This is a genomic window from Corynebacterium spheniscorum (genome assembly GCF_900113445.1).
Classification (GTDB): Bacteria; Actinomycetota; Actinomycetes; order Mycobacteriales; family Mycobacteriaceae; genus Corynebacterium; species Corynebacterium spheniscorum.
In genome coordinates, this window is record NZ_FOPJ01000003.1 from 16,284 (window position 1) to 38,424 (window position 22,141).

Annotated in this window: 23 protein-coding genes; 11 read left to right on the forward strand and 12 right to left on the reverse strand. The window is 57.8% G+C overall.

Annotation, left to right across the window (positions count from 1 at the left end; all coding sequences use genetic code 11):
• Positions 1–91: 91 nt before the first annotated feature.
• Positions 92–1,372 (reverse strand): uracil-xanthine permease family protein, encoded by a 1,281-nt coding sequence (locus tag BMZ01_RS02940; RefSeq protein WP_092284290.1) that lies wholly within the window; start codon positions 1,370–1,372, stop codon positions 92–94.
• 79 nt (positions 1,373–1,451) lie between these two features.
• Complete coding sequence (gene hflX, locus BMZ01_RS02945; protein WP_395890697.1) at positions 1,452–2,954, reverse strand: GTPase HflX; 1,503 nt, start codon at positions 2,952–2,954, stop codon at positions 1,452–1,454.
• A gap of 182 nt (positions 2,955–3,136) precedes the next feature.
• On the opposite strand from hflX, the gene BMZ01_RS02950 reads away from it, so the two are divergent.
• Together BMZ01_RS02950 and BMZ01_RS02955 are read left to right on the forward strand one after the other, a co-directional pair.
• Positions 3,137–3,883 carry a hypothetical protein gene (locus BMZ01_RS02950; RefSeq protein ID WP_092284689.1) on the forward strand — a complete coding sequence of 249 codons (747 nt, stop codon included), beginning with the start codon at positions 3,137–3,139 and terminating at the stop codon, positions 3,881–3,883.
• A gap of 5 nt (positions 3,884–3,888) precedes the next feature.
• Positions 3,889–4,437 carry a hypothetical protein gene (locus BMZ01_RS02955; RefSeq protein ID WP_223845855.1) on the forward strand — a complete coding sequence of 183 codons (549 nt, stop codon included), beginning with the start codon at positions 3,889–3,891 and terminating at the stop codon, positions 4,435–4,437.
• Here BMZ01_RS02955 and dapF read toward each other — a convergent pair.
• The 3 genes from dapF to BMZ01_RS02970 are packed head-to-tail and all read right to left on the reverse strand — an operon-like array spanning position 4,434 to position 6,828.
• Positions 4,434–5,300, reverse strand: coding sequence for a diaminopimelate epimerase (gene dapF, locus BMZ01_RS02960; RefSeq protein WP_177180038.1), 867 nt, complete (start codon positions 5,298–5,300; stop codon positions 4,434–4,436). The genes BMZ01_RS02955 and dapF overlap by 4 nt on opposite strands.
• Positions 5,297–6,208 (reverse strand): tRNA (adenosine(37)-N6)-dimethylallyltransferase MiaA, encoded by a 912-nt coding sequence (miaA, locus tag BMZ01_RS02965; protein WP_092284292.1) that lies wholly within the window; start codon positions 6,206–6,208, stop codon positions 5,297–5,299. Before miaA ends, dapF begins: the two co-directional genes overlap by 4 nt.
• The gene (locus tag BMZ01_RS02970) at positions 6,205–6,828 is read right to left on the reverse strand and encodes a hypothetical protein (RefSeq protein ID WP_223845856.1); all 624 of its coding nucleotides are present in this window, start codon (positions 6,826–6,828) and stop codon (positions 6,205–6,207) included. The genes miaA and BMZ01_RS02970 overlap by 4 nt, the downstream gene beginning before the upstream one ends.
• Before the next feature lie 126 nt (positions 6,829–6,954).
• Here BMZ01_RS02970 and BMZ01_RS02975 point away from each other — a divergent pair, with 126 nt between their 5' ends.
• Both BMZ01_RS02975 and BMZ01_RS02980 read left to right on the forward strand, forming a co-directional pair.
• Positions 6,955–8,364, forward strand: a complete 1,410-nt coding sequence (locus BMZ01_RS02975; RefSeq protein ID WP_092284294.1) for a DUF349 domain-containing protein — start codon at positions 6,955–6,957, stop codon at positions 8,362–8,364.
• A gap of 16 nt (positions 8,365–8,380) precedes the next feature.
• Entirely contained in the window at positions 8,381–9,376 is a 996-nt protein-coding gene (locus tag BMZ01_RS02980) for a GNAT family N-acetyltransferase (RefSeq protein WP_092284296.1), read from the forward strand.
• Here the strand turns inward: BMZ01_RS02980 and BMZ01_RS02985 are convergent.
• Positions 9,312–10,064: an Rv2732c family membrane protein gene (locus tag BMZ01_RS02985; RefSeq protein WP_092284298.1), complete on the reverse strand. Its 753-nt coding sequence runs from the start codon at positions 10,062–10,064 to the stop codon at positions 9,312–9,314. The two genes, BMZ01_RS02980 and BMZ01_RS02985, sit on opposite strands and share 65 nt — an antisense overlap.
• A 248-nt stretch (positions 10,065–10,312) precedes the next feature.
• Positions 10,313–11,797, reverse strand: a complete 1,485-nt coding sequence (miaB, locus tag BMZ01_RS02990; protein WP_092284697.1) for a tRNA (N6-isopentenyl adenosine(37)-C2)-methylthiotransferase MiaB — start codon at positions 11,795–11,797, stop codon at positions 10,313–10,315.
• Between the two features lie 323 nt (positions 11,798–12,120).
• Here miaB and gluA point away from each other — a divergent pair, with 323 nt between their 5' ends.
• The 4 genes from gluA to BMZ01_RS03010 all read left to right on the forward strand — a co-directional run bounded on the left by gluA (position 12,121) and on the right by BMZ01_RS03010 (position 15,823).
• Positions 12,121–12,849 carry a glutamate ABC transporter ATP-binding protein GluA gene (gluA, locus tag BMZ01_RS02995; RefSeq protein ID WP_177180053.1) on the forward strand — a complete coding sequence of 243 codons (729 nt, stop codon included), beginning with the start codon at positions 12,121–12,123 and terminating at the stop codon, positions 12,847–12,849.
• A 428-nt stretch (positions 12,850–13,277) separates the two neighbouring features.
• Positions 13,278–14,150, forward strand: coding sequence for a glutamate ABC transporter substrate-binding protein (locus BMZ01_RS03000; protein ID WP_092284302.1), 873 nt, complete (start codon positions 13,278–13,280; stop codon positions 14,148–14,150).
• 45 nt (positions 14,151–14,195) lie between these two features.
• On the forward strand, positions 14,196–14,882 hold the full coding sequence (locus tag BMZ01_RS03005) for an amino acid ABC transporter permease (RefSeq protein WP_092284304.1): 687 nt from the start codon (positions 14,196–14,198) through the stop codon (positions 14,880–14,882).
• Positions 14,879–15,823: an amino acid ABC transporter permease gene (locus tag BMZ01_RS03010; protein WP_092284306.1), complete on the forward strand. Its 945-nt coding sequence runs from the start codon at positions 14,879–14,881 to the stop codon at positions 15,821–15,823. Before BMZ01_RS03005 ends, BMZ01_RS03010 begins: the two co-directional genes overlap by 4 nt.
• Positions 15,824–15,953: 130 nt before the next feature.
• Here the strand turns inward: BMZ01_RS03010 and recX are convergent, their stop codons facing one another.
• The 3 genes from recX to BMZ01_RS03025 form a co-directional block, all read right to left on the reverse strand.
• The gene (recX, locus tag BMZ01_RS03015; RefSeq protein WP_092284308.1) at positions 15,954–16,541 is read right to left on the reverse strand and encodes a recombination regulator RecX; all 588 of its coding nucleotides are present in this window, start codon (positions 16,539–16,541) and stop codon (positions 15,954–15,956) included.
• Positions 16,542–16,766: 225 nt separating this feature from the next.
• Complete coding sequence (recA, locus tag BMZ01_RS03020; protein ID WP_092284310.1) at positions 16,767–17,888, reverse strand: recombinase RecA; 1,122 nt, start codon at positions 17,886–17,888, stop codon at positions 16,767–16,769.
• A 114-nt stretch (positions 17,889–18,002) separates the two neighbouring features.
• Positions 18,003–18,215: a DUF3046 domain-containing protein gene (locus BMZ01_RS03025; RefSeq protein ID WP_395890704.1), complete on the reverse strand. Its 213-nt coding sequence runs from the start codon at positions 18,213–18,215 to the stop codon at positions 18,003–18,005.
• A gap of 53 nt (positions 18,216–18,268) precedes the next feature.
• On the opposite strand from BMZ01_RS03025, the gene BMZ01_RS03030 reads away from it, so the two are divergent.
• From BMZ01_RS03030 to BMZ01_RS03040, 3 genes are all read left to right on the forward strand, one after another.
• Positions 18,269–18,892: a biotin transporter BioY gene (locus BMZ01_RS03030; protein WP_092284312.1), complete on the forward strand. Its 624-nt coding sequence runs from the start codon at positions 18,269–18,271 to the stop codon at positions 18,890–18,892.
• Positions 18,893–19,024: 132 nt separating this feature from the next.
• Positions 19,025–19,720: an energy-coupling factor ABC transporter ATP-binding protein gene (locus BMZ01_RS03035; protein WP_092284314.1), complete on the forward strand. Its 696-nt coding sequence runs from the start codon at positions 19,025–19,027 to the stop codon at positions 19,718–19,720.
• The gene (locus BMZ01_RS03040; protein ID WP_092284316.1) at positions 19,720–20,340 is read left to right on the forward strand and encodes an energy-coupling factor transporter transmembrane component T family protein; all 621 of its coding nucleotides are present in this window, start codon (positions 19,720–19,722) and stop codon (positions 20,338–20,340) included. The genes BMZ01_RS03035 and BMZ01_RS03040 overlap by 1 nt, the downstream gene beginning before the upstream one ends.
• Before the next feature lie 324 nt (positions 20,341–20,664).
• Here the strand turns inward: BMZ01_RS03040 and BMZ01_RS03045 are convergent, their stop codons facing one another.
• Together BMZ01_RS03045 and BMZ01_RS03050 are read right to left on the reverse strand one after the other, a co-directional pair.
• A complete protein-coding gene (locus tag BMZ01_RS03045) occupies positions 20,665–21,471 on the reverse strand; it encodes a PspA/IM30 family protein (protein WP_092284318.1) in 807 nt (268 codons plus the stop codon).
• Positions 21,472–21,771: 300 nt separating this feature from the next.
• Positions 21,772–22,128 carry a helix-turn-helix domain-containing protein gene (locus BMZ01_RS03050; RefSeq protein WP_092284320.1) on the reverse strand — a complete coding sequence of 119 codons (357 nt, stop codon included), beginning with the start codon at positions 22,126–22,128 and terminating at the stop codon, positions 21,772–21,774.
• Between the last annotated feature and the right edge of the window lie 13 nt (positions 22,129–22,141).

A 22,141-nucleotide genomic window follows, 5' to 3' on the forward strand; every position in this document is an offset into this window, starting at 1 on the left:
TTTAAAAAAATTTGACGCCTGCTGGTTGTTCCCCACTTTGGTTGGGGGATCACAGCAGGCGTTATTTTTCTGCGCTCATAGGCGGTGGGAGTTAGAACTTGGCTTGTTGTCCTTCGCCGATGGTGATGTAGAGGCGCTTGAGGATCGGATAGCCAATGATGATGCCGATGGAACCCCACGCAATGCCTTCGAGCGTGATGCTGCCAACCTGGAGGCTGAGGTTACCAATACCGGCGATTAATGCGACCGCCGCGGCAGTGAGGTTTACGGGGTTATTGAAGTTGACCTTGTTGTCCTGCCAGATGCGGATACCCAGCATGCCGATAAGGCCGTAGAGCACCATGGTGGCCCCGCCCAGCACGCCGGTGGGGATGGTGAAGATTAAGGCGCCGAATTTCGGGATGAAAGCTAGGACGATGGCGGTGGCTGCTGCCACCCAATAGGCGGCGGTGGAGTACACCTTGGTTGCTGCCATAACACCAATATTTTCGGCGTAGGTGGTGGTACCGGAGCCACCGAAGCCACCGGCCAAGGTGGTGGCTAAACCGTCTGCGATAAGAGCATCACCGGTAAGACCGTCGAGGTCCCTGCGCGTCATTTCACTTACTGCTTTCACATGGCCAATATTTTCGGCGATTAGGACAATGAGGACCGGTAGGGTCACCAGGATTGCTGAGGCGTGGAATTCGGGGCGGTGGAAAGTGGGGAAACCGATCCAGGCGGCTTCTTCAATGGTTTGGGCGGCGCTGGGGTCAAGGTTGCCTGTTAGTGCGGCGAATACCCAGCCGATCACTACCCCGATGAGGATGCCGAGACGAGAAACCATGCCGCGGCCGGCAACGGTGGCTAGCAGGATGGATACTAAGGTCACGCCGGCAACCAGTGGTTGGGCTTGGACATTGCCGGTGGCTGCGGGGGCGAGGTTAAGGCCAATGAGTGCCACGATCGAGCCGGTAACAGCTGGCGGCAAGACGGCGTCGATGACCCGTTTGCCCGCCATTTTGACGATCACACCCACCAGGAGCAGCACCAGACCGGTGACGAAGACGCCGCCGATTTGGGCGCCAATACCGTGGGCTTGGCTGGCGGTCAGTGGAGCGATGAATGCAAAAGAGCTTCCCAAGTAACTGGGAAGCTTATTGCGGGTAATAACCAGGAAGAGAATGGTTCCCAAGCCGGAGAACAACAAGGTGGTGTTGACTGGGAACCCAGTTAGGGTCGGCACCAATAAGGTGGCACCGAACATGGCAATGACGTGTTGCATGCCGATGCCGATGGTGCGCGGCCAACTAAGCCTTTCTTCCGGGGCGACTACCGCGCCGGGCAGGATCTTCTTGCCGTCACCATGGACGGTCCATCCGAATATGCTCACAAGGGCACATTATCTGCCCCTTGGCCTAGGAATAGAAAACTGGGCGCACCCCAATGAACAAAATAGGGGGTGCTCAGTTTTAGAAGCTGGCGGGGTCGACCGCGAATTGGCGAAGCTCAGTGGCAGCGGCAGCTGGCATGCGGACCTCTAGTTGGGTGCCCTCATCGGTGTAGGACTTCTCTAGTACGGTGCCCTTTTCGTGGATGCTGGCCACCAGGTCGCCGCGGCTAAAGGGGATCATGAGGTAGAGGTGTTCGTCTAAGGAGTTAAGGAATAACTCCACGCGGGCTTCTAGTTCGGGGATGCCTTCGCCGGTTTTCGCGGAGACAAACACGACGTTGTGGTTGCTTAAGGCGTGGCGGACTTCGGCTAGCACCAGGGGGTTGGCGGCGTCGATTTTATTAACGACGATGATTTCTGGTGGTGCTTGTTGGCCCGTTTCTTTCACAATATCGGCGATCACGGCGTTGACCGCTTCGATTTGTTTTAAGGGGAAGGGGTCAGAGCCATCCACAACGTGCAGCATCAGGTCAGCGGCGAGGACTTCTTCCAGGGTGGATTTGAAGGCCTCCACTAATTGGGTGGGTAGGTGGCGGACGAAGCCAACGGTGTCGGTGAAGACCACGGCACGCCCGTCAGCTAGTTCCGCGCGGCGGGTGGTGGGGTCCAAGGTGGCGAAAAGCGCATCTTCGACGAGAACACCGGCACCGGTCATGGCGTTAATGAGCGAGGATTTCCCCGCGTTGGTGTAGCCGGCGATGGCGACCTGCGGGATGGTGGATTCTCGGCGGCGTTGGGCTTTAATATCGCGCGACATTTTCATGCCGGCGAGTTCCTTGCGCAGTCGCGCCATATCTGCGCGCAGGCGGCGACGGTCTGCTTCGATCTTGGTTTCACCGGGACCGCGCAGGCCCACACCACCATTGGAGCCGGCTCGGCCACCGGCCTGGCGAGAAAGGTTGCCACCCCAACCGCGTACGCGGGTAATGAGGTATTCCATTTGGGCAAGCGATACTTGGGCTTTGCCTTCCTTGGATTTGGCGTGTTGGGCGAAGATATCCAGGATCAGCATGGTGCGGTCAATGACCTTGGTGTTCAGCGCGTTTTCTAAGGCGACGAGCTGACCGGGGTTAAGTTCACCATCGCAGATCACGGTGTCAGCTTCGGTGGCGTGCACGATTTCGCGTAATTCATCGACTTTGCCGGAGCCAATATAGGTGCCGGCATCGGGCTTATCGCGGCGTTGGTAAAGCATTTCGACGACTTCCGCACCAGCGGTTTCTGCGAGGGCGGCGAGTTCGTTCATGGTGGCGTCGATTTCGGCGGCAGTGCCGTGGGTCCATACGCCAACAAGGATGACGCGTTCGATGCGGAGCTTGCGGTATTCAACTTCGAAGCCATCGGAGACATCCTCGGAGTGGATGGTGGTTCGCCGTCCGGCGCGGCGGAAAGCATTGCGATCGGCGAGGTCTAGTTCACCAACGGTGGGAGCATCCACGGCGGTGTCTTCTAAGAAGAGGTCGTCGCTGGTGTCCTCGGGGGTGTTGGTGGGGTTCATATCTTTAATCTCAGAATCACTCATTGCTTCCTATCATTCCATGCTTGGGGTGCCTACGCCCTTTCGATATGCAGCGGATTTGTTGTGGGGCTAGTGCTTGAGCCGCCGGGGATGTTGGTAACAGAGCGATAACGGCTAAGTAACTATCCGGGTGCTAGCCCCTTCTGGAGGCGGCGATTATGGGCTTCGACGGTAGACTTGCCGGCATGACGTCTGATCTCCAGAGCATTGGGTTAGGTTTTGACCGCTGGCAGGATGCGGTGGAAGCCGCCATTGCTAGCGATAACCTCGAAGTCACCGGTGAAGTGCGCGGTGGGCAATTAGTGCAATTCACTGACCCTTCCGGTGCCCAAATCAATATTTTGGCGGTCGAACCCTTCGCCACCTGGGCGGGTTTTAAAGGCGCTACCGAAGTGTTTGCCCACATCACGATGCTGAATGATGTGTTGGCTTATTGCGAGGTAGTAGACCAATTTGGTGGCGTGATTAGCGCGGTGACCACCAACCTTGCCCAGGGCCCCTTGTTGGTGGAAGAACCCCGCCAGGAATGGCAGCAATTAGGGGTTAGCGCGCTGGTGGATTCCTATGAGCTTTTTGCTGACCAGGAGTCTTATTCTCTTGCTGGTAATGAGCCTTGTGGGACGTTGACCTCCCGTGGGGCGGAGATCGTTCAGGCAGCAACGGGTGCAGAGTATCCGGATGCTGCGGTGACTTTTAGTGCTCGCGTCTTAGAAGCTGGTTATCGCACCAGTGCTTTGACTGGGCAGCGCTTTATCCACGCGGTGGTTGATGGTGCTTTCCCCTTTGATGTGTGCCTGCCGGATAGTGAAGTTCTGCCGATTAATGGCAACGTGATTAAGGCGCATGCGCTGCTGACTTCGACTATTTCTGCGCCCCTAGCTGGTGGCGGTTGTGGTGGTTGCGGCGGCTCCTGCGGTTGTGGAGGCCACTGATAACCGTGCATCATGATTTGCCGCCAAGCCGGCCACCATCACTCCCCTCGCCCGCGGCGCGTTGGTCTTTGTTGATCATTGCGCTGTGCTGCGTGCTGCTTTTGGTGACCCTCAAGCAGTCTGGGCTGATGCTGGTGGTGCCGATTTTGGCGGTGACCTTTTTGGTGATCCGGCATCGCCCGGATGAATCTGAGGCGCGGGCGTTGCGTTCTTCTATCCAATTGTCGTTAGAAGATATTACGGACACCTTGGATCAGTTCTTGTTATTCCGGGATTCCCCGGAGGCTGAGCATTTGGCGGATCGCACCTTGCACCGCCCGGCGTTGTTGGATCCTGATTGTCCGGATCCGGCGATCCAGAAGTTCCACTTCGAATTCCATGGTTGCCGAAGCTATATTCACCGTCTGCATGCCCGTTTAGCTGCGGATTTGAGTGTTCCGGAGTTGGAGGCACTGTTGGCTACCACTGATGCTCGGGCATTGGAGCTGCGGGAAAGCTGGTTGGCGGCACGCGGGGCTGCGCACCGCCTGGGTACTGATTACAAGCGTTATTAGAGCAGCCCTTCAGCTACCTCAATGCGGGCCACGACCCGAGATGGGCCGCTAAGAATCGAGGTAGTTGCATTAATTTCTACTTCCACGGCCCCACCGGGTACCCGGACTTCCACAGTGCCGTGTTTTTTATTGGCTGCTGCTAGTGCTGCGGTGGCTGCTGCGACAGTGCCGGTGCCACAGGAGCGGGTCTCCCCCACGCCTCGTTCCACTACCCGCATGTAGACGCGGCCGTCTTGAAGTGGGGTGAGGACTTCTAGGTTGACGCCTTCGGGGAACATGGCGGTATCGAAGCTGGCGGCTTGGAAACGCCAGGAGTAGAGATCTTCGGGGGTAAGTTCTGGGACCACGCAGGCTAGGTGCGGGTTGCCCATATCAACCCCGAGGCCGGAAAGCTCATGGTCATCCACGGCACCGGCGGATTCGCCGAGGATCTTTGGGGCCCCCATATCGACGCTGACGCGGGCGGCGTAGGCGTCTGCTTCATGCACGCGGACTTGTTTTACCCCACCGCGGGTGGCGACGGGGAATTCGCTGGAGTCTACGAGCCCGTGGAGGAAAATGAAGTGCGCGAAAACGCGGACACCATTGCCGCACATTTCAGCAAGCGAGCCATCGGCATTGCGGTAGTCCATAAACCACATGTCATCGCTGACCCCTGCGGGGAGCGGTTCGCCGAGATGCCCGGCGCGGATGACGCGGAGGATGCCGTCAGCTCCTAAGGCTTTGCGGCGGTCGCAGAGCAGGGCGACTTTTTCGGTGCTGAGGTCGAGCTCGCCTTTTTCATCGAAGATGATGAGGAAGTCGTTTTCGGTGCCGTGGCCTTTGAAGATGGTGCGGGGGTTCAGGGTGGATGCGTTAGTCACCCAAGTAAGTCTAATGCCAGCGGCAGGGTATCTTCGCGCGCATCAAGCCAAGTGGTGCGCGGGTCGCGTTTAAACCAGCTGCGTTGGCGACGCACATAGCGGCGGGTGGCGACGGTGGTTAATTCGCAGGCTTCTTCTACAGTCTGGATATCACCGTGTGGGTCGAGGTAGTTAAGAACTTGGGCGTATCCGATGGCCAACCCGGCGGTGGATTGGGCTTTGAGTCCTTGGGTTTTGAGGTATTCGACTTCCTCGATGAACCCGCTGGTGAACATTTCTTGGGTGCGCTGCTGGATGCGAGGGTTGAGCCATTCGGCTTCGGTTTTTAGCCCCAGGATGCGGGTGCCCCACCGTGGTGCGGCGTCTTTGGGCGGTTGGGAGGCTTGGAAAGGTTGGCCGGTTAATTCGATGACCTCGAGGGCACGCACGGTGCGGCGGGGATCTTTGTCTTCGATTTTGTTGGCGGCTTGGGGGTCGACCTGGCGAAGACGCTTATGCATGGCATCGATACCAATATCGGCTAGTTCAGCTTCTAGGCGGGCGCGCACGGTGGGGTCGGTGGGTGGGAATTGCCAGTCGTCGATAAGGGATTGGACATAGAGCATGGATCCACCAACCAGGATGGGGGTTTTGCCGCGGGCGAGGATATCTTCCACATCGCGGATGGCTTCGCGTTGGTAGCGGGCGACGGAGGCTTTTTCGGTGACATCGAGGACATCGAGTTGGTGGTGTGGGATGCCGCGGCGTTGGGATACGGGAAGTTTAGCGGTACCAATATCCATGCCGCGGTAGAGCTGCATGGAGTCGACGTTGACGACTTCGCCGTTTAGGGATTCGGCGAGGCCTAAACCTAAGGCGGATTTGCCGCTGGCGGTGGGCCCTACGACTGCGATGGGTGTTGGTGTCATGCGATTGCCTCCCAGGTGGCAATATAGCGTCCTACCCCGGTGTCGGTATCGGTGGCTAGCAAGCTGCGGTGGTAGTTGGGGGCAAGGGCGGCTAGTTCTAGCCACAGGACAGGTTCGATAATGCCGGCGCGGGTTAATTCTTGCGCACTCGCGTGCTGGACTTTCTGGTGTGGCATGCCCTGGTCCCCTAGTAACCCGCAGCACCATTGGTGGGTGGGCAGCGCGGTCTCGAGAAGCGTTAAGGGGGCGCGGAGAGTTAATCCGGCGGAACCATCCACGCAGACAATGCTCAGGGCGTGGGGGTCGGGCCTACCGAGTGTGTCGCGGATGGAGGTGACGTCGCCGAGGGCGGGGCCGAGGAGTCTGCGTTGAAGGATTTCGGGCAGGAAGTTGCCGGCGTGGACGTTGATGCCGGAGGTGTCACCCCAGGCGCGTAGTGAGCCGGTAAGCGTGGTGTGCCAGCGGGGATCGCGGGAGCCGATGAGGTGGCGCGGGCGCGGGTCGGCGTGGAGGGTGTGGATGAGTTTGTCCAGGATGGGGCGGAGTTTATCGTCTTTGGGGCCCAATTCGGGGATAAGAGCTGGGGATCCAGGCATAATGAGAAGATCAGTAGTGGGCACTCAGCAACTCTAACCTTGATTCCGCGGGTATGTTGGGTGTGGCATTGCTAGCGAAGATTTTTTCGCGGTGATTTTTATTAGAACTCGGCAGCCGTGACGCGCGGCAAGACTGTGACAGGACATCTTATGAGCAGCTCGACCTCTTCCAATCAGAATCCTTTGAATAAGCCAGCGCCGCGTCCAGATGTGGGTGCGGGAAAGCCGAGTCCGGCTGGAGTGCCGAGCCCGGCGGCTTTGGCTAAAAAGCGGGCTGCGGTGAAGCCAGCGGCGGCGAGTGCGCCGAGTGCGGCTACTGCCGCGGGGGCGGCGATTAAGAATGATCCATCTGCGTGGGGGCGGATCGCTGAAGATGGCAGTGTGTATTTGCGCAATAAGGCCGGCGAGGAGTGCATGATTGGCCAGTGGCAGGCCGGCACCGCGGAAGAGGGCCTGGCACACTATGGCAAACGTTATGTGGATTTGGCGACCGAGATCAATATTTTGGCGGCACGTTTAGGCACGCACCCGCAGGATGCGGCGAAGACGCGCGCTACTGCGGAAGAATTGAAGGCAAGTTTGCCGGAAGCCGCGGTGCTTGGCGATGTGGAAGCCCTGGAGCGAGAACTCGATGAGATTATTCGGGAATCCGGGGTGGCTGGGGAGCGCGCCAAGAAGGAAAAGGAAGAGCGCCGCGCGAAGGCCATTGCGGCGAAGGAAGCCTTGATTGCGGAGGCTGAGCAGATTGCCGCGGATTCCACTGAGTGGAAGGCTGCCGGGGATCGCCTGCGCGGTATTTTGGAGGAATGGAAGCGCATTAAGGGTGTGGATCGTCGCACCGATGATGCTTTATGGAAGCGTTTTGGTCGCGCCCGGGATGCCTTTAATCGGCGCCGTGGTGCGCACTTTGCGGAGTTGGATCGTAACCGTGCATCCGCACGCCGCATCAAGGAAGAGTTGGTGGAAAAGGCCCGTGCCCTGCAGGATTCCACCGATTGGGGTAATACCGCACGTGCTTATCGCGAGCTGATGGACCAGTGGAAGGCTGCTGGTCGGGCTCCGCGGGAAATTGATGACAAGCTGTGGGCGCAGTTCCGTGCTGCGCAGGATAAGTTCTTTGGTGCCCGCGATGCATTGAACCGTGAGCGCGATAAGGAATATGAGGCCAATGCGGTGGCTAAGCAGGCGCTGATTGATGAGTATTCCCCGCTGATTGATCCGGAGAAGAATCTGGATGCGGCGAAGCAGAAGCTACGTGAACTCCAAGAGCGTTGGGAAACCATTGGTTATGTGCCGCGTGGTCGGGTCCGTGAATTTGAGGACAAGATCGGTGCTCTGGAAACCAAGGTGACCAAGGCGGAAGAATCGCAGTGGCGCCGTACGGATCCGGAAGCCCAGGCTCGTGCCGCACAATTTAGGGCGCGGGTGGCGGAGTTTGAGAAACAAGCTGCCACTGCGGAAGCTAAGGGTAAAACCAAGCAGGCCGAGAAGTTTAAAGCGCAGGCTGAGCAATGGCGTGAATGGGCAGAAGCTGCCGAGCAGGCACTCAATAGCCGCTAGTTTTTAAGGCTAGGTAGTGACACAAGAGATTCTGGTTGGAAGCGAAGACATTGTTGATTATGTCTTCGCTTCCAATTTGGCTGCCCAAGAAGCCGCGGGTGATATGGCAGCTTCTCAATCAGTAGAGCGGGTAGACAATCTGCTGGCTGGTTCCCCGCAGCTAAAAACGCGACTGCATTATGTGGCTGATAGCGGATGGGTGTTGTGTTCTTTCCCCTTGGTGGAAGACACCACGGTGGTGGAGGTAGATATCACTTTAGAACCGGACCTGCAGCCACTACCGGGGAAAGATTATGCGGAAGAGGAAAAGGCCGCGGTGGTGGAGCTTGTGGGGTGTGCGCGCAGGCTTGCGCTAGCTGATGAGCTGGGGGAAGCAAGGCAGTGGGCGCACCTGTGGTTTTTTGAGCCTGGCCCGCCTAGCCGTGATGTGTTGTTGGAAGCTCAGGGGTTGAAGAAGGTATCCACCGAGGTGCAAGGCTATGTGCCGATTCCCTCCGACCCCGCGTCGACGGGGGTTGATCTGGGTGATGACGTGGAGTTGGTGGTGCTCCAGGATTTTGAGTACTCCCCTACTACCGAGGCGCTCATCCCCTTATTGGAGGAAGCGAGCCGTGATACGGCCTATGGGTTTAGTGCCCATGAGCCAGAGCAGTGGTCGCCGCAGCGTTTAAAGGACTTGCGGGATCACTATGCGAAGATCCATAGCGAGGTGATTACTGCGGTGTTGATGCAAGGCGAAAAGGCTATCGGCATGTCGCAGATTTCACGGGCTGTGGGCAGCATTGAGGGGATTGCTGAGCAAGGCACCACGGTGGTTAGTGCTAGCTGCCGTGGGAAGGGTTTGGGGATAAAGCTAAAACGCGCTGCCTTGGTGGCAGCGCGTGAGCGTTGGGGAGTTGAGCGGGTGTATACCTCGAATGAGCAGCGGAACCTGGCGGCCCGTGCGCTTAATCGGCGCTTGGGTTTTCAGGAGGTGTCGCGGGCTTCGGGTTGGGAGAGCCGTCTGGCGTAGCCTCATCTGGCTTAGCCTCGCTTGGCTTAGCCTCGCTTGGCGTAGCCTCGTCCGGCTTCGGCTGTTGAGCTTGTGGGGTGCTGTGGTGGCGTTCGGCGGCTTGTTGGCGACGGTCATCTACAAACAGCGGGTTGGTATCCCAATCGCGTTTTTGTTGGGCCAGTAAGTCCCGTTGGGCAAGCCCCACCGCATCGGTGATTTCCAGGGAAGCGCGCTCTTCGGCGAGCTTCTTTTGCTGATCCGAGCGGCGCATGATGATATTCGACAGCGCATAGACCGCCAGGATCACACCGAAGATGGACAGGTACATTCCCCAACCGCTAGTGGCATCGCCCTTATCGGTTTGGCGAAGCCATAGTGCTAGCAGGGAGCTAAATAGAGCGATACCGCTAAAGACCCAGGCGGCGATAGCAAAGCCCATGCGGCGGGTGGCCAGCAATAAGATCAGGCACAGTCCGGTGCCGAGGAAGCTGGTGTAGAGGTACACCCATTCGGTGATTTTTAAGTCCGCACCACCGGTTTCTTGGATGACGGCCAGTGCCATGCGCACCTTGGTGATAATGGGGCCGGCTAGGCCAACGAGGTAGGCCGCTAGTGCCACTCCTAGGTGCGGGAGTACTGGGGCGATGTCGATGCGTTTAGCAGCTTGTTTTTCTTTAACCGCTAGTTCTTTATCTGTGCTCGTCACTTCTGTGCTCTCATCCTCATACTCAACATAGCTACACCACACAGCTTTTTCGCTGCCAGTTAGTGCCCGAAAGTGGGTTAGCCACTAAGGCTAGTCCCAGGTTAGTTCGCATCACAGGTTAGCCGAGTCAAACTCCCGTGCAAGCACAACCTAGGCGCGGCACACCCCGCACTCCCCTGTCCGCCGCAGGATGCCTGGGGCGGTGCGGGAGGCGGGTCTCGGGGAAAGCTCTCTTCGTTCGGAGTGTGTTAGCTGCGCGGACGAATGCTCGGCAGCCCCAAGCCGACGAAGGTTTCTTGGCCGGCCGGCTGATTAGTGGTGGGAACCTGGCCGCGCTCCCACATATCCCCAGCGCGGGTGCGGCGGTGGTTGAGCAGGCCAGCATCAGCGATGAGATAGTGCGGCTTGGCCTCAGTGAGCGTGACATGCACGACATCGCCGGGGCGGATGGTGTCTTGGCTGCCGGTGGGTGCGAAATGCACGAGGCGGCCATCGCGGGCGCGGCCGGACATGCGCTCGGTGGCATCGTTTTTGCGACCGCCGCCTTCTTGAACCAACAGCTCTACCTCTTGGCCGAGCAGCGCCGTGTTTTCTTCCAAGCAGATGCGCTCTTGGAGGGCAAGCAGGCGCTCATAGCGGTCCTGGACGATTTCTTTGGGGATCTGCTGATCCATGGTGGCCGCTGGGGTGCCGGGGCGTGGGGAGTATTGGAAAGTGAAAGCGGAAGAAAAGCGGGCCTTTTCCACCACATCGAGTGTGGCTTGGAAGTCGTCTTCGGTTTCGCCGGGGAATCCCACAATAATGTCGGTAGTAATAGCAGCATGCGGGATTTTTTCGCGCACTTCCGCCAAAATATTGAGGAACTTCTTGGTGCGATAACTGCGCCGCATTTCCTTTAACACGCGATCCGAGCCGGATTGCAGCGGCATATGTAATTGTGGGCAGACATTGGGGGTTTCTGCCATGGCATCAATAACATCGCTGGTGAATTCCGCGGGGTGCGGGGAGGTAAAACGCACCCGCTCTAGGCCTTCAATATCACCGCAAGCACGCAGCAATTTAGAAAAGGCAGAACGATCGCGCTCCATGGTGGGGTCTGCGAAGTTCACGCCATAGGCATTGACATTTTGGCCGAGCAGGGTGATTTCACTAACGCCTTGATTGACCAGGGCTTGGACCTCGGCGAGGATATCGCCGGGGCGGCGGTCAGCTTCTTTGCCGCGCAGTGAGGGAACAATGCAGAAAGTGCAGGTGTTATTACAGCCCACCGAGATACTCACCCAGCCGGCGTAGGCGGATTCGCGCTTAGCCGGAAGGACGGAGGGGAATTGTTCTAAGGCTTCTACGATCTCGACTTGGGCGGCATCATTATGCGCGGCGCGGTCGAGCAGTGCCGGAAGGGAACCAATATTGTGGGTGCCGAACACAACATCCACCCAAGGGGCTTTTTTGATGACCATGTCGCGGTCTTTTTGGGCGAGGCAACCGCCGACAGCGATCTGCATGCCGGGGTGACGATCCTTGGTGGATTTGAGGTTGCCTAAAGAACCGTAGAGGCGCTGGTCAGCGTTATCGCGCACGGCACAAGTATTAAAGACCACGAGGTCTGGTTCGGTACCTTCTTGGGCGCGCACATATCCCGCCTCCTCTAGGAGACCAGAGAGGCGTTCAGAGTCGTGGACGTTCATTTGGCAACCGAAGGTCCGGACTTCATAGGTTTTAGGCGAGCTAATTTGGCTGTGCAGGGTGAGTGTCACAGGCACGTAGTCTACTCATGAGTTCACCCCCGGCCCTAACGCATGGTGGGGGCGGAGTTGGTCGAGAGTTTGCCTTAGTTCACGCAGGAACAACTTGGCGTGTTGAAAACACCATTCATGGCAGGTGACCTGCGACTCTGTCATGTTAATAATTGGCCTAGGTCATAGCTGTGACTCATGGGACTGGGGGTGGCGGGCTGCTTGGTGGGGCTAGAAGGAGGCGAGAGTGACCTTCCCCCTCCCTTGGCTATTGTGCGACTGGGTACATTAGTATTCTCGCCATGACCCAGAACACACCGATGATCCGGATGACGGACGTGCAGAAGCACTTCGGTGACTTCCATGCGCTCAAGGACATCAACCTTGAGGTTGGACGCGGCGAAGTGGTTGTGGTGCTGGGGCCTTCGGGCTCTGGTAAATCCACGCTATGCCGCACCATTAACCGTCTTGAAACCATTGACTCAGGAACCATTGAGATTGATGGGACGGTCCTTCCTGAAGAAGGTAAGGAATTGGCCAAGTTGCGCGCTGATGTGGGCATGGTCTTCCAATCCTTCAACCTCTTTCCTCACCTGACGATCCGCGACAATGTCTCTTTGGGGCCCATTAAGGTCCGCAAGATGAATAAGTCGGACGCCGAAGCTAAAGCCATGGAGCTCTTAGAGCGCGTCGGGATTGCTGAGCAGGCGGATAAATATCCGGCCCAGCTTTCCGGTGGCCAGCAGCAGCGTGTGGCGATTGCTCGTGCCTTGGCGATGCGCCCGAAGATCATGCTCTTTGATGAGCCGACTTCGGCGCTGGACCCGGAAATGGTCAATGAGGTGCTTGATGTTATGAGCAGCCTTGCTCAAGAAGGCATGACCATGGTCTGCGTGACCCACGAGATGGGCTTCGCGAAGAAGGCTGCGGATCGCATCCTCTTTATGGCTGATGGTCGAGTGCTGGAAGACACCGATCCGGAGAGCTTCTTCGCTCACCCGGAAACGGATCGCGCCCGCGATTTCTTGGGCAAGATTCTGGCTCACTAATTCTGCTATCTCAGCAGGTTGTTGCCCGCTAGTTCGGGAGTACTGGATGCAGTGCTCCCGGTGCGGTAGGTGACTACCGGGTAGGTAACTGCCTGGTAGTTCACTGCCAGGTGGGTAACTGCCGTTGGTTAGCTACATACCGCCCGCTACTGTCCCTTCGTTCTTTTCACCGGCTGCTTGTGTAGCTAGGTGGAAGTCGTCGAAGGGGTGGGTGGGAAGTGTGTTAGCTAGCGCCCCTTAGCTTGAGGGGCTTTGTGTGAAGAAAGTATCGCCGCGTTGACAGTATCTGGCTTTAGGGCTTAGGCCTTCGGGCTTCTGCTTTCGGGCTGGTGCCTTTAAGGCTCGTGCTGTTGGTGTTGCTTTTCTTCCCCTCTTGTAGAACTGCCCCTCTTCTTAATTCTTTAACTTTCACTCCCCAGGAGAACACCATGAACCGCTCCCTCATTCGCTCCGCCGCCGCTGTTGGCGCCGCTGCCCTTGCTGCCGTCACCCTTTCCGCCTGTGGCGGCGGGGAGTCCACCAGCCTGCTCAAGAACATTGAGTCCGGCAAGGTCACCTTGGGCACCAAGTACGACCAGCCCGGCCTGGGCCTGCGCAACAAAGATGGCTCCATGAGCGGCCTGGACGTTGATATCGCCCAAGCTGTGGTCAAGGAAATCGCTGAAGCTAAGGGCTGGGATGCCCCGACCGTCGAGTGGCGTGAAACCCCCTCTGCACAGCGCGAAACCCTGATCCAAAATGGTGAGGTCGACATGATCGCCGCCACCTACTCCATCAACAAGGGTCGCGCCGAGTCCGTGAACTTCGCTGGCCCCTACCTGCTGACCCACCAGGGTCTGCTGGTTCGTGAAGATGCCAAGGAAATCAACGGCCTGAACGACCTGGACGGCAAGATCCTCTGCTCGGTTTCCGGCTCCACCCCGGCTCAGAAGGTCAAGGATGAGCTGCCGGGCGTGCAGCTGCAGGAATATGACACTTACTCCTCCTGCGTTGAGGCACTGCGCCAGGGAAATATCGATGCCCTGACCACCGACGCCACCATCTTGAATGGTTATGCCGCTCAGAGCCCGGGCCAGTTCCGCGTGATTGAGCTGAAGAAGGCTGATGGCTCTGACTTCACCGATGAGTACTACGGTGTCGGCCTGGCGAAGGACGATAAGGAAGGCACCGACGCCATCAACGAAGCCCTGAAGAAGCTGCAGGACAATGGCACCTTCGATGAGCTCGTGAAGAAGAACCTCGGCGCCGGCGAAGGCGTGACCAAGGGCAACGTGGGTGACCTCTCCTTCTTGGAGAAATAAATTAAACCAACCCCACCAGATCTAAGGATGGCGGATTAACCTGCAATGAACGTCCTTCTGGACGACCTGGGGCCGGCAGTATTGCCGGCCTTCTGGGTCACTATCAAACTCACATTTTTCTCAGCGATCGGATCGATGATCCTGGGCAGCATTTTGACTGCCATGCGTGTCTCGCCAGTGGCGTTGATGCGTGGGATCGCCGTGTCCTATATCAACACGGTGCGTAACACCCCGCTGACCCTCATCGTGCTGTTCTGCTCCTTCGGGTTGTACCAAAACCTGGGCATGAGCTTGGCTAGCCGCGAGTCCTCGACTTTCTTGGCGGATAATAACTTCCGCCTGGCGGTCCTTGGCTTCGTGCTTTATACCTCAGCGTTTGTGGCGGAATCCCTGCGCTCCGGTATTAATACCGTGCACTTTGGTCAAGCAGAGGCGGCTCGTTCTTTGGGCCTGACCTTCCCTCAGATCTTCGGGTCGATTATCTTCCCGCAGGCTTTAAGGGCGGCAATTATTCCACTGGGTAACACCCTGATTGCGTTGACCAAGAACACCACCATTGCTTCGGTGATTGGTGTGGCTGAAGCTTCCTTGCTGATGAAGGCCACGATTGAAAACCACGCGAACCTGCTGTTCCTGGTCTTCGGTGTCTTTGCGCTGGGCTTTATTATCCTGACCCTGCCGATGGGCTTGATCATGGGCAAACTTTCGACGAAATTGGCGGTGCGTAAATGAGTGAAGTACGCGCAACAGTCCTTTATGATGCACCAGGTCCTAAGGGTCGTCGTAATAACCTGATCTACACCGCCGTTTCCGGTGTTATCGCCTTGGCGGTCATTCTGTGGGTGCTGTGGACCCTGAAGAATAATGGCCAGCTCACGGCCGCTAAGTGGAGTCCCTTCCTGCAGTCCCAAACCTGGACGACATATTTGTTGCCTGGTTTGTTCGGCACCTTGAAGTCCGCTGTGGTGTCGGTGGTGTTGGCGTTGATCTTGGGCGCCATCCTCGGTTTGGGTCGACTCTCCGAGATCAAGGCAGTTCGCTGGATCTGCGCTGTGATCGTGGAATTCTTCCGCGCCATCCCAGTGCTGCTGCTGATGATCTTCGCGTATCAGCTCTTTGCGATCTATAACCTGATCCCGCCAAAGCATTTGGCTTTTGGCGCCGTGGTATTTGGCCTGACCATGTACAACGGCTCTGTGATCGCGGAGATCCTTCGCTCTGGCATTAACTCGCTACCGAAGGGCCAGACGGAAGCCGCTCATGCATTGGGTCTTTCACACCGACAGACCACGCGCACTATCTTGCTTCCGCAGGCGGTTGCGGCGATGTTGCCGGCATTGATCTCTCAGATGGTTATTGCCCTGAAGGACTCTGCCCTGGGCTACCAGATTGGTTATATCGAAGTGGTTCGCTCCGGTATCCAATCTGCATCCAGCAACCAGAACTTCCTGGCTTCCTTGGTGGTTGTCGCGATCATTATGATCCTGATCAACTACGCGCTGACCTACGTGGCTCACCGCATCGAACGTCAGCTGCGTGCTGGCCGTGCTCGCCGCAATATTGTGGCGAAGGTGCCGGAGATGCCGGACCAAGGTTTGGACACCAAGGACAATGCCGTGGTGGACTGGCACAACCCCAACTATGTAGAGATCCGTACCCCCGATGAGCCTTAAGCTCTAAGCCGATAAGGCTTAGGTCTCTCAAGGCCAGCGTGGATAGAGATCACGGGAGGAAACTTAGGTTTCCTCCCGTTTTCCTATGTCTGGGCTAATGAGGCCCGGGACCGTGGTGCCCCGAAAGTGCTTAGCCCTCTAGCTCTTCGATACGCTGCGCTAGGGCAGCCCGAGCGATGCGCATGCTCATCGACTGGCTAAACCCGCGGCGCGCTAACACCCCGAGGATGCGGCGCAGCATCTTATCGCGCTCGGCATAGTCTTCCGGGATGTTTTTAATGGAGCGTGCTTTCTTCTCCGCGAGGCGCCGGGCTACTGCTTCTTCATCCTCGTCATCGACTTGTTCCAAAGCAGCTTGGCGAAGGTGTTGGGCAACACCCTTGTCGCGAAGTTCCTTATCCAGCACGCGCCGTGATTTACCGCGGCGCTCATGGCGTACCCGTACCCATTCTTCAGCGAAGGTGGCATCGTCAATGAGTTTGCTGCGGGTGAGGTCATCAAGGACTTCATCAACAATGGAGTTATCTGGGACCAGCTCTAGTGCCACAAGGCGTTCGCGTAGCTCGTGCCGAGAGCGCGCGCGATGATCCAAGAGCAATAGTGCGCGGTGTCGAACCTTGGCTTTGTGCTCTTCTAAAACGGGATCGAGGAACTCACCACGGGACTGAAAATTTTCGATCGCCTGCTTTAAGGCTTCGACTTTTTCTTGCTTATCCATCTTGAACTCCCCAGATCTCCGGTCCTCAACACTCAACTCCCCTACCCCAAGGTGCTCAGCTCTCCTACCGCCCCGCAGACACCCAAGGCCGGCACACTTACGTAGACAAGCGGTTGGGCACCGCAAACCACGCGGCACCCAACCAAGCCATCAGGCGCACGAGGCACACCAGCCTCGCCCCCTCAGCCTCAACCCAAGGGTTCAACCCAAGGCGCCAAGCCTCAGCTAGGAAGCATCCTCAGCTTCATCATCGAAGCTGACATTGGGCACCACATCAATGGGCTCATCGCTGAGCTCATCATCATTCATATTCGCGTACTTACCGATCTTGAGTTTTTGGAAAATCTTCTGCTCAATTTCTTCCGCGATCTCCGGGTTTTCCTTCAGGTGATTGCGCACCTTTTCCTTACCCTGGCCCAGCTGGTCACCTTCATAGGTGAACCACGAACCGGACTTCTTGATGATGCCCTCTTCCACACCCAGGTCAATGATGGAGGCCTCACGGGAGATACCTTCGCCATAGATGATGTCGAATTCGGCGATCTTGAAGGGCGGGGACACCTTATTCTTGACCACCTTCAGCTTGGTGCGGTTACCCACAGCATCGGCGCCATCCTTCAAGGTCTGGATGCGGCGCACATCGCAGCGCACCGAAGCATAGAACTTCAGGGCCTTACCACCGGTCGTGGTCTCCGGGGAACCAAACATCACGCCGATCTTCTCGCGCAACTGGTTAATAAAGATCGCGGTGGTACCGGAGTTATAAAGCGCACCGGTCATCTTGCGCAGCGCCTGGCTCATCAGGCGGGCCTGCAGACCAACATGGGAATCACCCATGTCGCCTTCAATTTCTGCCTTCGGGGTCAGTGCTGCCACCGAGTCAATCACCACAATGTCAATGGCACCGGAGCGCACCAACATATCCGCGATCTCCAGGGCCTGTTCGCCGGTATCCGGCTGCGATACCAGCAGTGAATCCGTGTCCACACCCAAAGCGCGGGCATATTCCGGATCCAGGGCGTGCTCGGCATCAATAAACGCCGCAATGCCGCCACCTTTTTGAGCTTGGGCGATGGCGTGCAAAGCCACGGTGGTCTTACCGGAAGATTCCGGTCCATAGATCTCCACGATGCGTCCGCGCGGGAAACCACCAATACCCAATGCAATATCAATAGCTGGGTTACCCGAAGAAATCGCTTGAATCGGTGGGCGCTTATCATCGCCCAGGCGCATAATCGCGCCCTTGCCGAAGTCCTTCTCAATATTCGCTAGCGCAGTGGCAAGTGCCTTCTGCCGATCATCCCCAGCATCAGCGCGGGAAACAGAGCTCTTCTTCCGAGCTGCCATAGTTATTCATCCTCCACGAAGTTCGTTGTTTTAATTCAGCCACGACTCTAGTGCGTGTCCCGAACACAAAGACTCAGCGACACGCACGCCTGTTCGAGTTTTGCGAATTCGACCTTAGTCGTCTGGCCCTAACCTACGCAGCTCAGGTATCTCAAAGTCCTCACAGATCTCCCACCAAATCTCACGAGGTTCCACCCCCTGTGCTAAAAGCTCCTCCGCCGTGCCGCCACGACTAGCCAAGACATGGGAATGCAAAATCCACTCCCCTTTAATCTCGCCAAACTCGCCGCGTACACATCGGTGAAACTCGGTCAAACGCATGGGCATCACCCTACCTCAAGTTGAAACTTGAACACCGTTCAGTGCTAGACTTTGCGCCCATGAACAACCGACACTCTGCGATCACAGATCTGGCCTATATCGCCGTCTTTGCTGCGCTGATCATCGTCCTCGCTTTTGTGTACATCCCAAGCGGCACCCCCGGCGTGCCGATTGTGCTCCAAAACGCTGCCATCATCCTCGCCGGTCTCATCCTAGGTGCCCGCCGCGGCTTCCTCACCACCGCACTCTTCCTCTTCATCGGCCTCATCGGTCTTCCGGTGCTCGCCGGTGGTCGCACCACTCTCGCTGCCCTAGCTGGCCCCACTGCCGGCTACCTCGTGGGCTACCTGGCCGCCGCTTTCCTCGCCGGCCTGATCGCCTACCGCGCACCGCGCAATAATCGCGCCGCCATGATCGGCATTTTCCTTATCGCAGGGCTCGTCGGTTTGCTGTCCATGTACGTTTTCGGTGCTCTCGGCCTGATGCTGCGCGCCGGCATGGATCTCGGCGCAGCTATCGTCGCCCAAGCGCCTTTCGTGATTCCTGATCTCATCAAGACCGTGGTTATGGTGTTCATTGCAGTTGGTGTGCACGCTGCTTTCCCGCAGCTCCGCGGCGCCAAGCCAAAGGCCAAGACCAAGGCCCAAGTAACACAGCAGCCCGAGGGAACACCCAAGGCCTAGCCGCAGCCCCTCCCCGAAACCACCGAAACCCCCACCACAACCAACACCGCCGGAAACACCGCCCCAACCACCCCTCCGCACGCGGACTCCACCCACCCCCAGAACCCACGCTAAGGACCACGCCTTCCCCTCATGGCTAGGATCTCCTTCCACAACGTTTGCGTCCGCTTCGATGAAGACGAGCACGATGTCCTGCACAACATCAACCTCGAACTCACCGAGCGGCGCATCGGCATTATCGGCGCCAACGGCTCCGGCAAATCCACCCTCGCCCGCCTCATCAACGGCCTCGGCTCCCCCACCTCCGGCACCGTCAGCGTCGACGGCCTCGACGTCGACAAGAAAGGCGCCGCCGTCCGCAAACGCGTAGGCTTCATCTTCTCCGACGCCGAAAACCAAATCATCATGCCGCGGGTCAAAGAAGATATCGCCTTCTCCCTTCGCAAACAGCGCCTATCCAAATCGGAGAAAAACACCCGGGTAGCTGCGGCTTTGCAAAGGTTCGGGTTAAGCCCCCACGCGGACCAATCCCCACACACGCTCTCCGGCGGCCAAAAGCAGCTTCTCGCCCTCGCAGCGGTGCTGGTCACCAACCCAGATGTCATCATCGCCGATGAACCCACCACGCTCCTGGATCTCTCCAATCGGCTGCGCATCCAAGAAGAGTTCCGGCAACTCGAACAACAACTCATCGTCGTCACCCACGACCTCGACCTCATCAGCGACTTCGAAAGAGTCATCTGCATCGACAACCACACTGTCGTCGCCGATGGCCCAGCCACCGAGGTCATCGAGTTCTACACCAACCTGATGAAAGCCAGACACTAATGCGCCAAGTCCCCCTTGGCGTCTACGTCAACCGCCAATCCCCCATACATCGCATCCCAGCGCTAGCGAAATTCGGGCTGCTCTTCATTTTCGTCCTCGCCGGTGCGCTACTGTCCCGCACACCGGGTTACGCACTTATCTTCATCGCACTCGCCGGGCTGGGTTACCTCATCGCCCGCATTCCGCCCACCATCGCCCTCCATCAACTCTGGCCCCCATTGCCGCTTCTCATCATTCTCGGCGGTTATCTCTGGTGGCAATCCGGCTGGCAGATCGCGGCCTCAACTATCGGCAGCATCTACTCCGCCATCATGGCGGCCACCTTGCTCACTTTAACCACCACGCATACCGAGATGCTCGAAGCCGTCGACCGCATCTTGGCACCGCTTGGCAAACTGGGTCTCCCGGTCGACACCATCTCCCTGGCCATCTCCATGACGCTGCGGCTTATCCCCCTCCAACTAGCCACTGTCCACGAGGTCCTCGACGCCCGCAAAGCCCGCGGCGCCGGTTTCTCCATCGTCGCCTTCGGCGTCCCGGTCCTCGTCCGCAGTCTCCGGCGCGCCACTATGCTTTCTGACGCCCTCATCGCCCGTGGCGTCGGCGACGACAAACCTTAAGCCCCACAAAGAAATCTCTCTCCGGTCCCACACCAGAAGCACCCTTTTTGCTTCCTCCGAGACCCTGTCCGCGGCCCCCAGCCCCCCCCTGGTGAAGGCTTCCACGAAGCTGGGGTTTGCCGCGCCTGCCTCCTCTTCCAACGCGAGTAGCCGTACCCCCTACCGCGATCCCAAAAAGCCACCACCGACACCCGGACATACGAATTCCCGGGCTTCGTACCTTGGAGATGGTATGAAGCCCGGGAGCCAAAAGAAAGGAGATATGAGATCTTGCAGCCGTGGTTCTAAATCCAGCTACGGCGATCGCGCAAGGGTTGAGAGAAATTACTCCCCGCGCAGTTCCTTCAGCTTGTCAGCAACAGCCGGATCAATGGCTTCCTGCGCGGAGCTGGAGCTATCACCAGCGGGCAGTTCGCCACGCATTTCAGCGCGGATCTGCTCCAAGCGGGAGTGTCCGGCCAGCTGAACACCAGCTTGCTGAACCTCAGCCATGCGGGCTTCCACCGAGTTCTCGGCCAGCTCAGCAGCACCCAAGGCGTTCGCGTAGCGGCGCTCGATCTTCTCGCGCACCTGATCCAGGTTCGGGGTGGAACCAGAAGCAATGGAGTTCATCGATTTCAGGGATTCCGAGACCTTCTCCTGCATCTTGGCCTGCTCCAGCTGGCTGAGCAGCTTGGTGCGCTCAGCAACCTTCTGCTGCAACGCCATGGAGTTACGCTCCACAGCCTTCTTAGCTTCCTCAGCTTGACGCAGGGCCTGGTCGTGCAACTGCTTGGTGTCTTCGATGGACTGCTCAGCGGTCACCAGCTGCGCCGCGAAAGCCTCGGCAGCGTTTTCATATTCGGTGGCCTTCTGCGCATCACCAGACTGGCGGGCCTTATCAGCAAGCTGGAGGGCTTGCTTGGTGTTGGCCTGCAACTTCTCAATCTCACCGAGACGACGGTTCAGCTGCATTTCCAGCTGGCGCTGGTTGCCAATCACAGCAGCTGCCTGCTGCGAGAGTTCCTGGTGCTGACGCTGGGCATCTTCAATGGCTTGCTGGATCTGCACCTTCGGGTCGGCGTTCTCCTCGATCTTGGAATCAAAGAGAGCCATCAGGTACTTCCAAGCTTTAACGAAGGGGTTAGCCATCTTTTAAGGTGCCTTTCTCGGTGTTACTTATTTATAGTGCAGGCATTCCTGCAGGTGATGATACTTTTACTTCTGTTGGTATATCTTAGCCCACCATAATAGGTGGGAACAGCCGTACTGAGCTGCGGGGTTAGGACCCGGGGTTAAGTTTTCCTAGCCATTCACACCACGCTGATTCAGCAGCCAGCAGCCTCCACCCCGAAGGGCCCAAGCCGAAGCCCAGCAGGTCGAATACACCCTCACTGCAGTGCCAAACCTCAAGGTTTAACGCTGCTAGCAGCCGGGTTATCAGCCAAGAAGCTAGGAGCTAACAGTGAGTTCCTCAACCACTTCTTCAGCTACGCGGGCGGCAGCCATGGTGCGGGCAGCCTCTAGGACCACATCCGCCACATGAACTCCCAGGGCATAACAGACCGATGCGAGGACCTCGGAGGATACTTCTTTGCAGCCGCGTTCTAGCTCGGAGAGATATCCGGGCGATACGCAGGCTTTATCTGCTAGTTCACGAAGGGTGATATTGCTGGCAGTGCGGAAAGAACGCAGGGATTCGCCCAGCGCTTCCCGCAGCAGCGGCTCGGCGACCTTAGATCGGGACACGCTGGAGCGTTCCTGAGGCCTTTCAATAGGCCTATCCAGAAGAGCAGTGTTTGTAGTCATCACTGGTACTAAC

Excerpts from the sequence above, each read along its gene's own strand:
- recA (WP_092284310.1), bottom strand. The coding sequence starts at position 17,888 with ATGGCAGCTCGGAAGAAGAGCTCTGTTTCCCGCGCTGATGCTGGGGAT.
- gluA (WP_177180053.1), top strand. The coding sequence starts at position 12,121 with ATGATCCGGATGACGGACGTGCAGAAGCACTTCGGTGACTTCCATGCG.
- miaA (WP_092284292.1), bottom strand. The coding sequence starts at position 6,208 with ATGACACCAACACCCATCGCAGTCGTAGGGCCCACCGCCAGCGGCAAA.
- BMZ01_RS03005 (WP_092284304.1), top strand. The coding sequence starts at position 14,196 with ATGAACGTCCTTCTGGACGACCTGGGGCCGGCAGTATTGCCGGCCTTC.
- BMZ01_RS02975 (WP_092284294.1), top strand. The coding sequence starts at position 6,955 with ATGAGCAGCTCGACCTCTTCCAATCAGAATCCTTTGAATAAGCCAGCG.
- BMZ01_RS03045 (WP_092284318.1), bottom strand. The coding sequence starts at position 21,471 with ATGGCTAACCCCTTCGTTAAAGCTTGGAAGTACCTGATGGCTCTCTTT.
- recX (WP_092284308.1), bottom strand. The coding sequence starts at position 16,541 with ATGGATAAGCAAGAAAAAGTCGAAGCCTTAAAGCAGGCGATCGAAAAT.
- hflX (WP_395890697.1), bottom strand. The coding sequence starts at position 2,954 with ATGAGTGATTCTGAGATTAAAGATATGAACCCCACCAACACCCCCGAG.
- BMZ01_RS03050 (WP_092284320.1), bottom strand. The coding sequence starts at position 22,128 with ATGACTACAAACACTGCTCTTCTGGATAGGCCTATTGAAAGGCCTCAG.
- BMZ01_RS03000 (WP_092284302.1), top strand. The coding sequence starts at position 13,278 with ATGAACCGCTCCCTCATTCGCTCCGCCGCCGCTGTTGGCGCCGCTGCC.
- BMZ01_RS03035 (WP_092284314.1), top strand. The coding sequence starts at position 19,025 with ATGGCTAGGATCTCCTTCCACAACGTTTGCGTCCGCTTCGATGAAGAC.
- BMZ01_RS02950 (WP_092284689.1), top strand. The coding sequence starts at position 3,137 with ATGACGTCTGATCTCCAGAGCATTGGGTTAGGTTTTGACCGCTGGCAG.
- BMZ01_RS03025 (WP_395890704.1), bottom strand. The coding sequence starts at position 18,215 with ATGCCCATGCGTTTGACCGAGTTTCACCGATGTGTACGCGGCGAGTTT.
- BMZ01_RS03010 (WP_092284306.1), top strand. The coding sequence starts at position 14,879 with ATGAGTGAAGTACGCGCAACAGTCCTTTATGATGCACCAGGTCCTAAG.
- BMZ01_RS03030 (WP_092284312.1), top strand. The coding sequence starts at position 18,269 with ATGAACAACCGACACTCTGCGATCACAGATCTGGCCTATATCGCCGTC.
- BMZ01_RS03040 (WP_092284316.1), top strand. The coding sequence starts at position 19,720 with ATGCGCCAAGTCCCCCTTGGCGTCTACGTCAACCGCCAATCCCCCATA.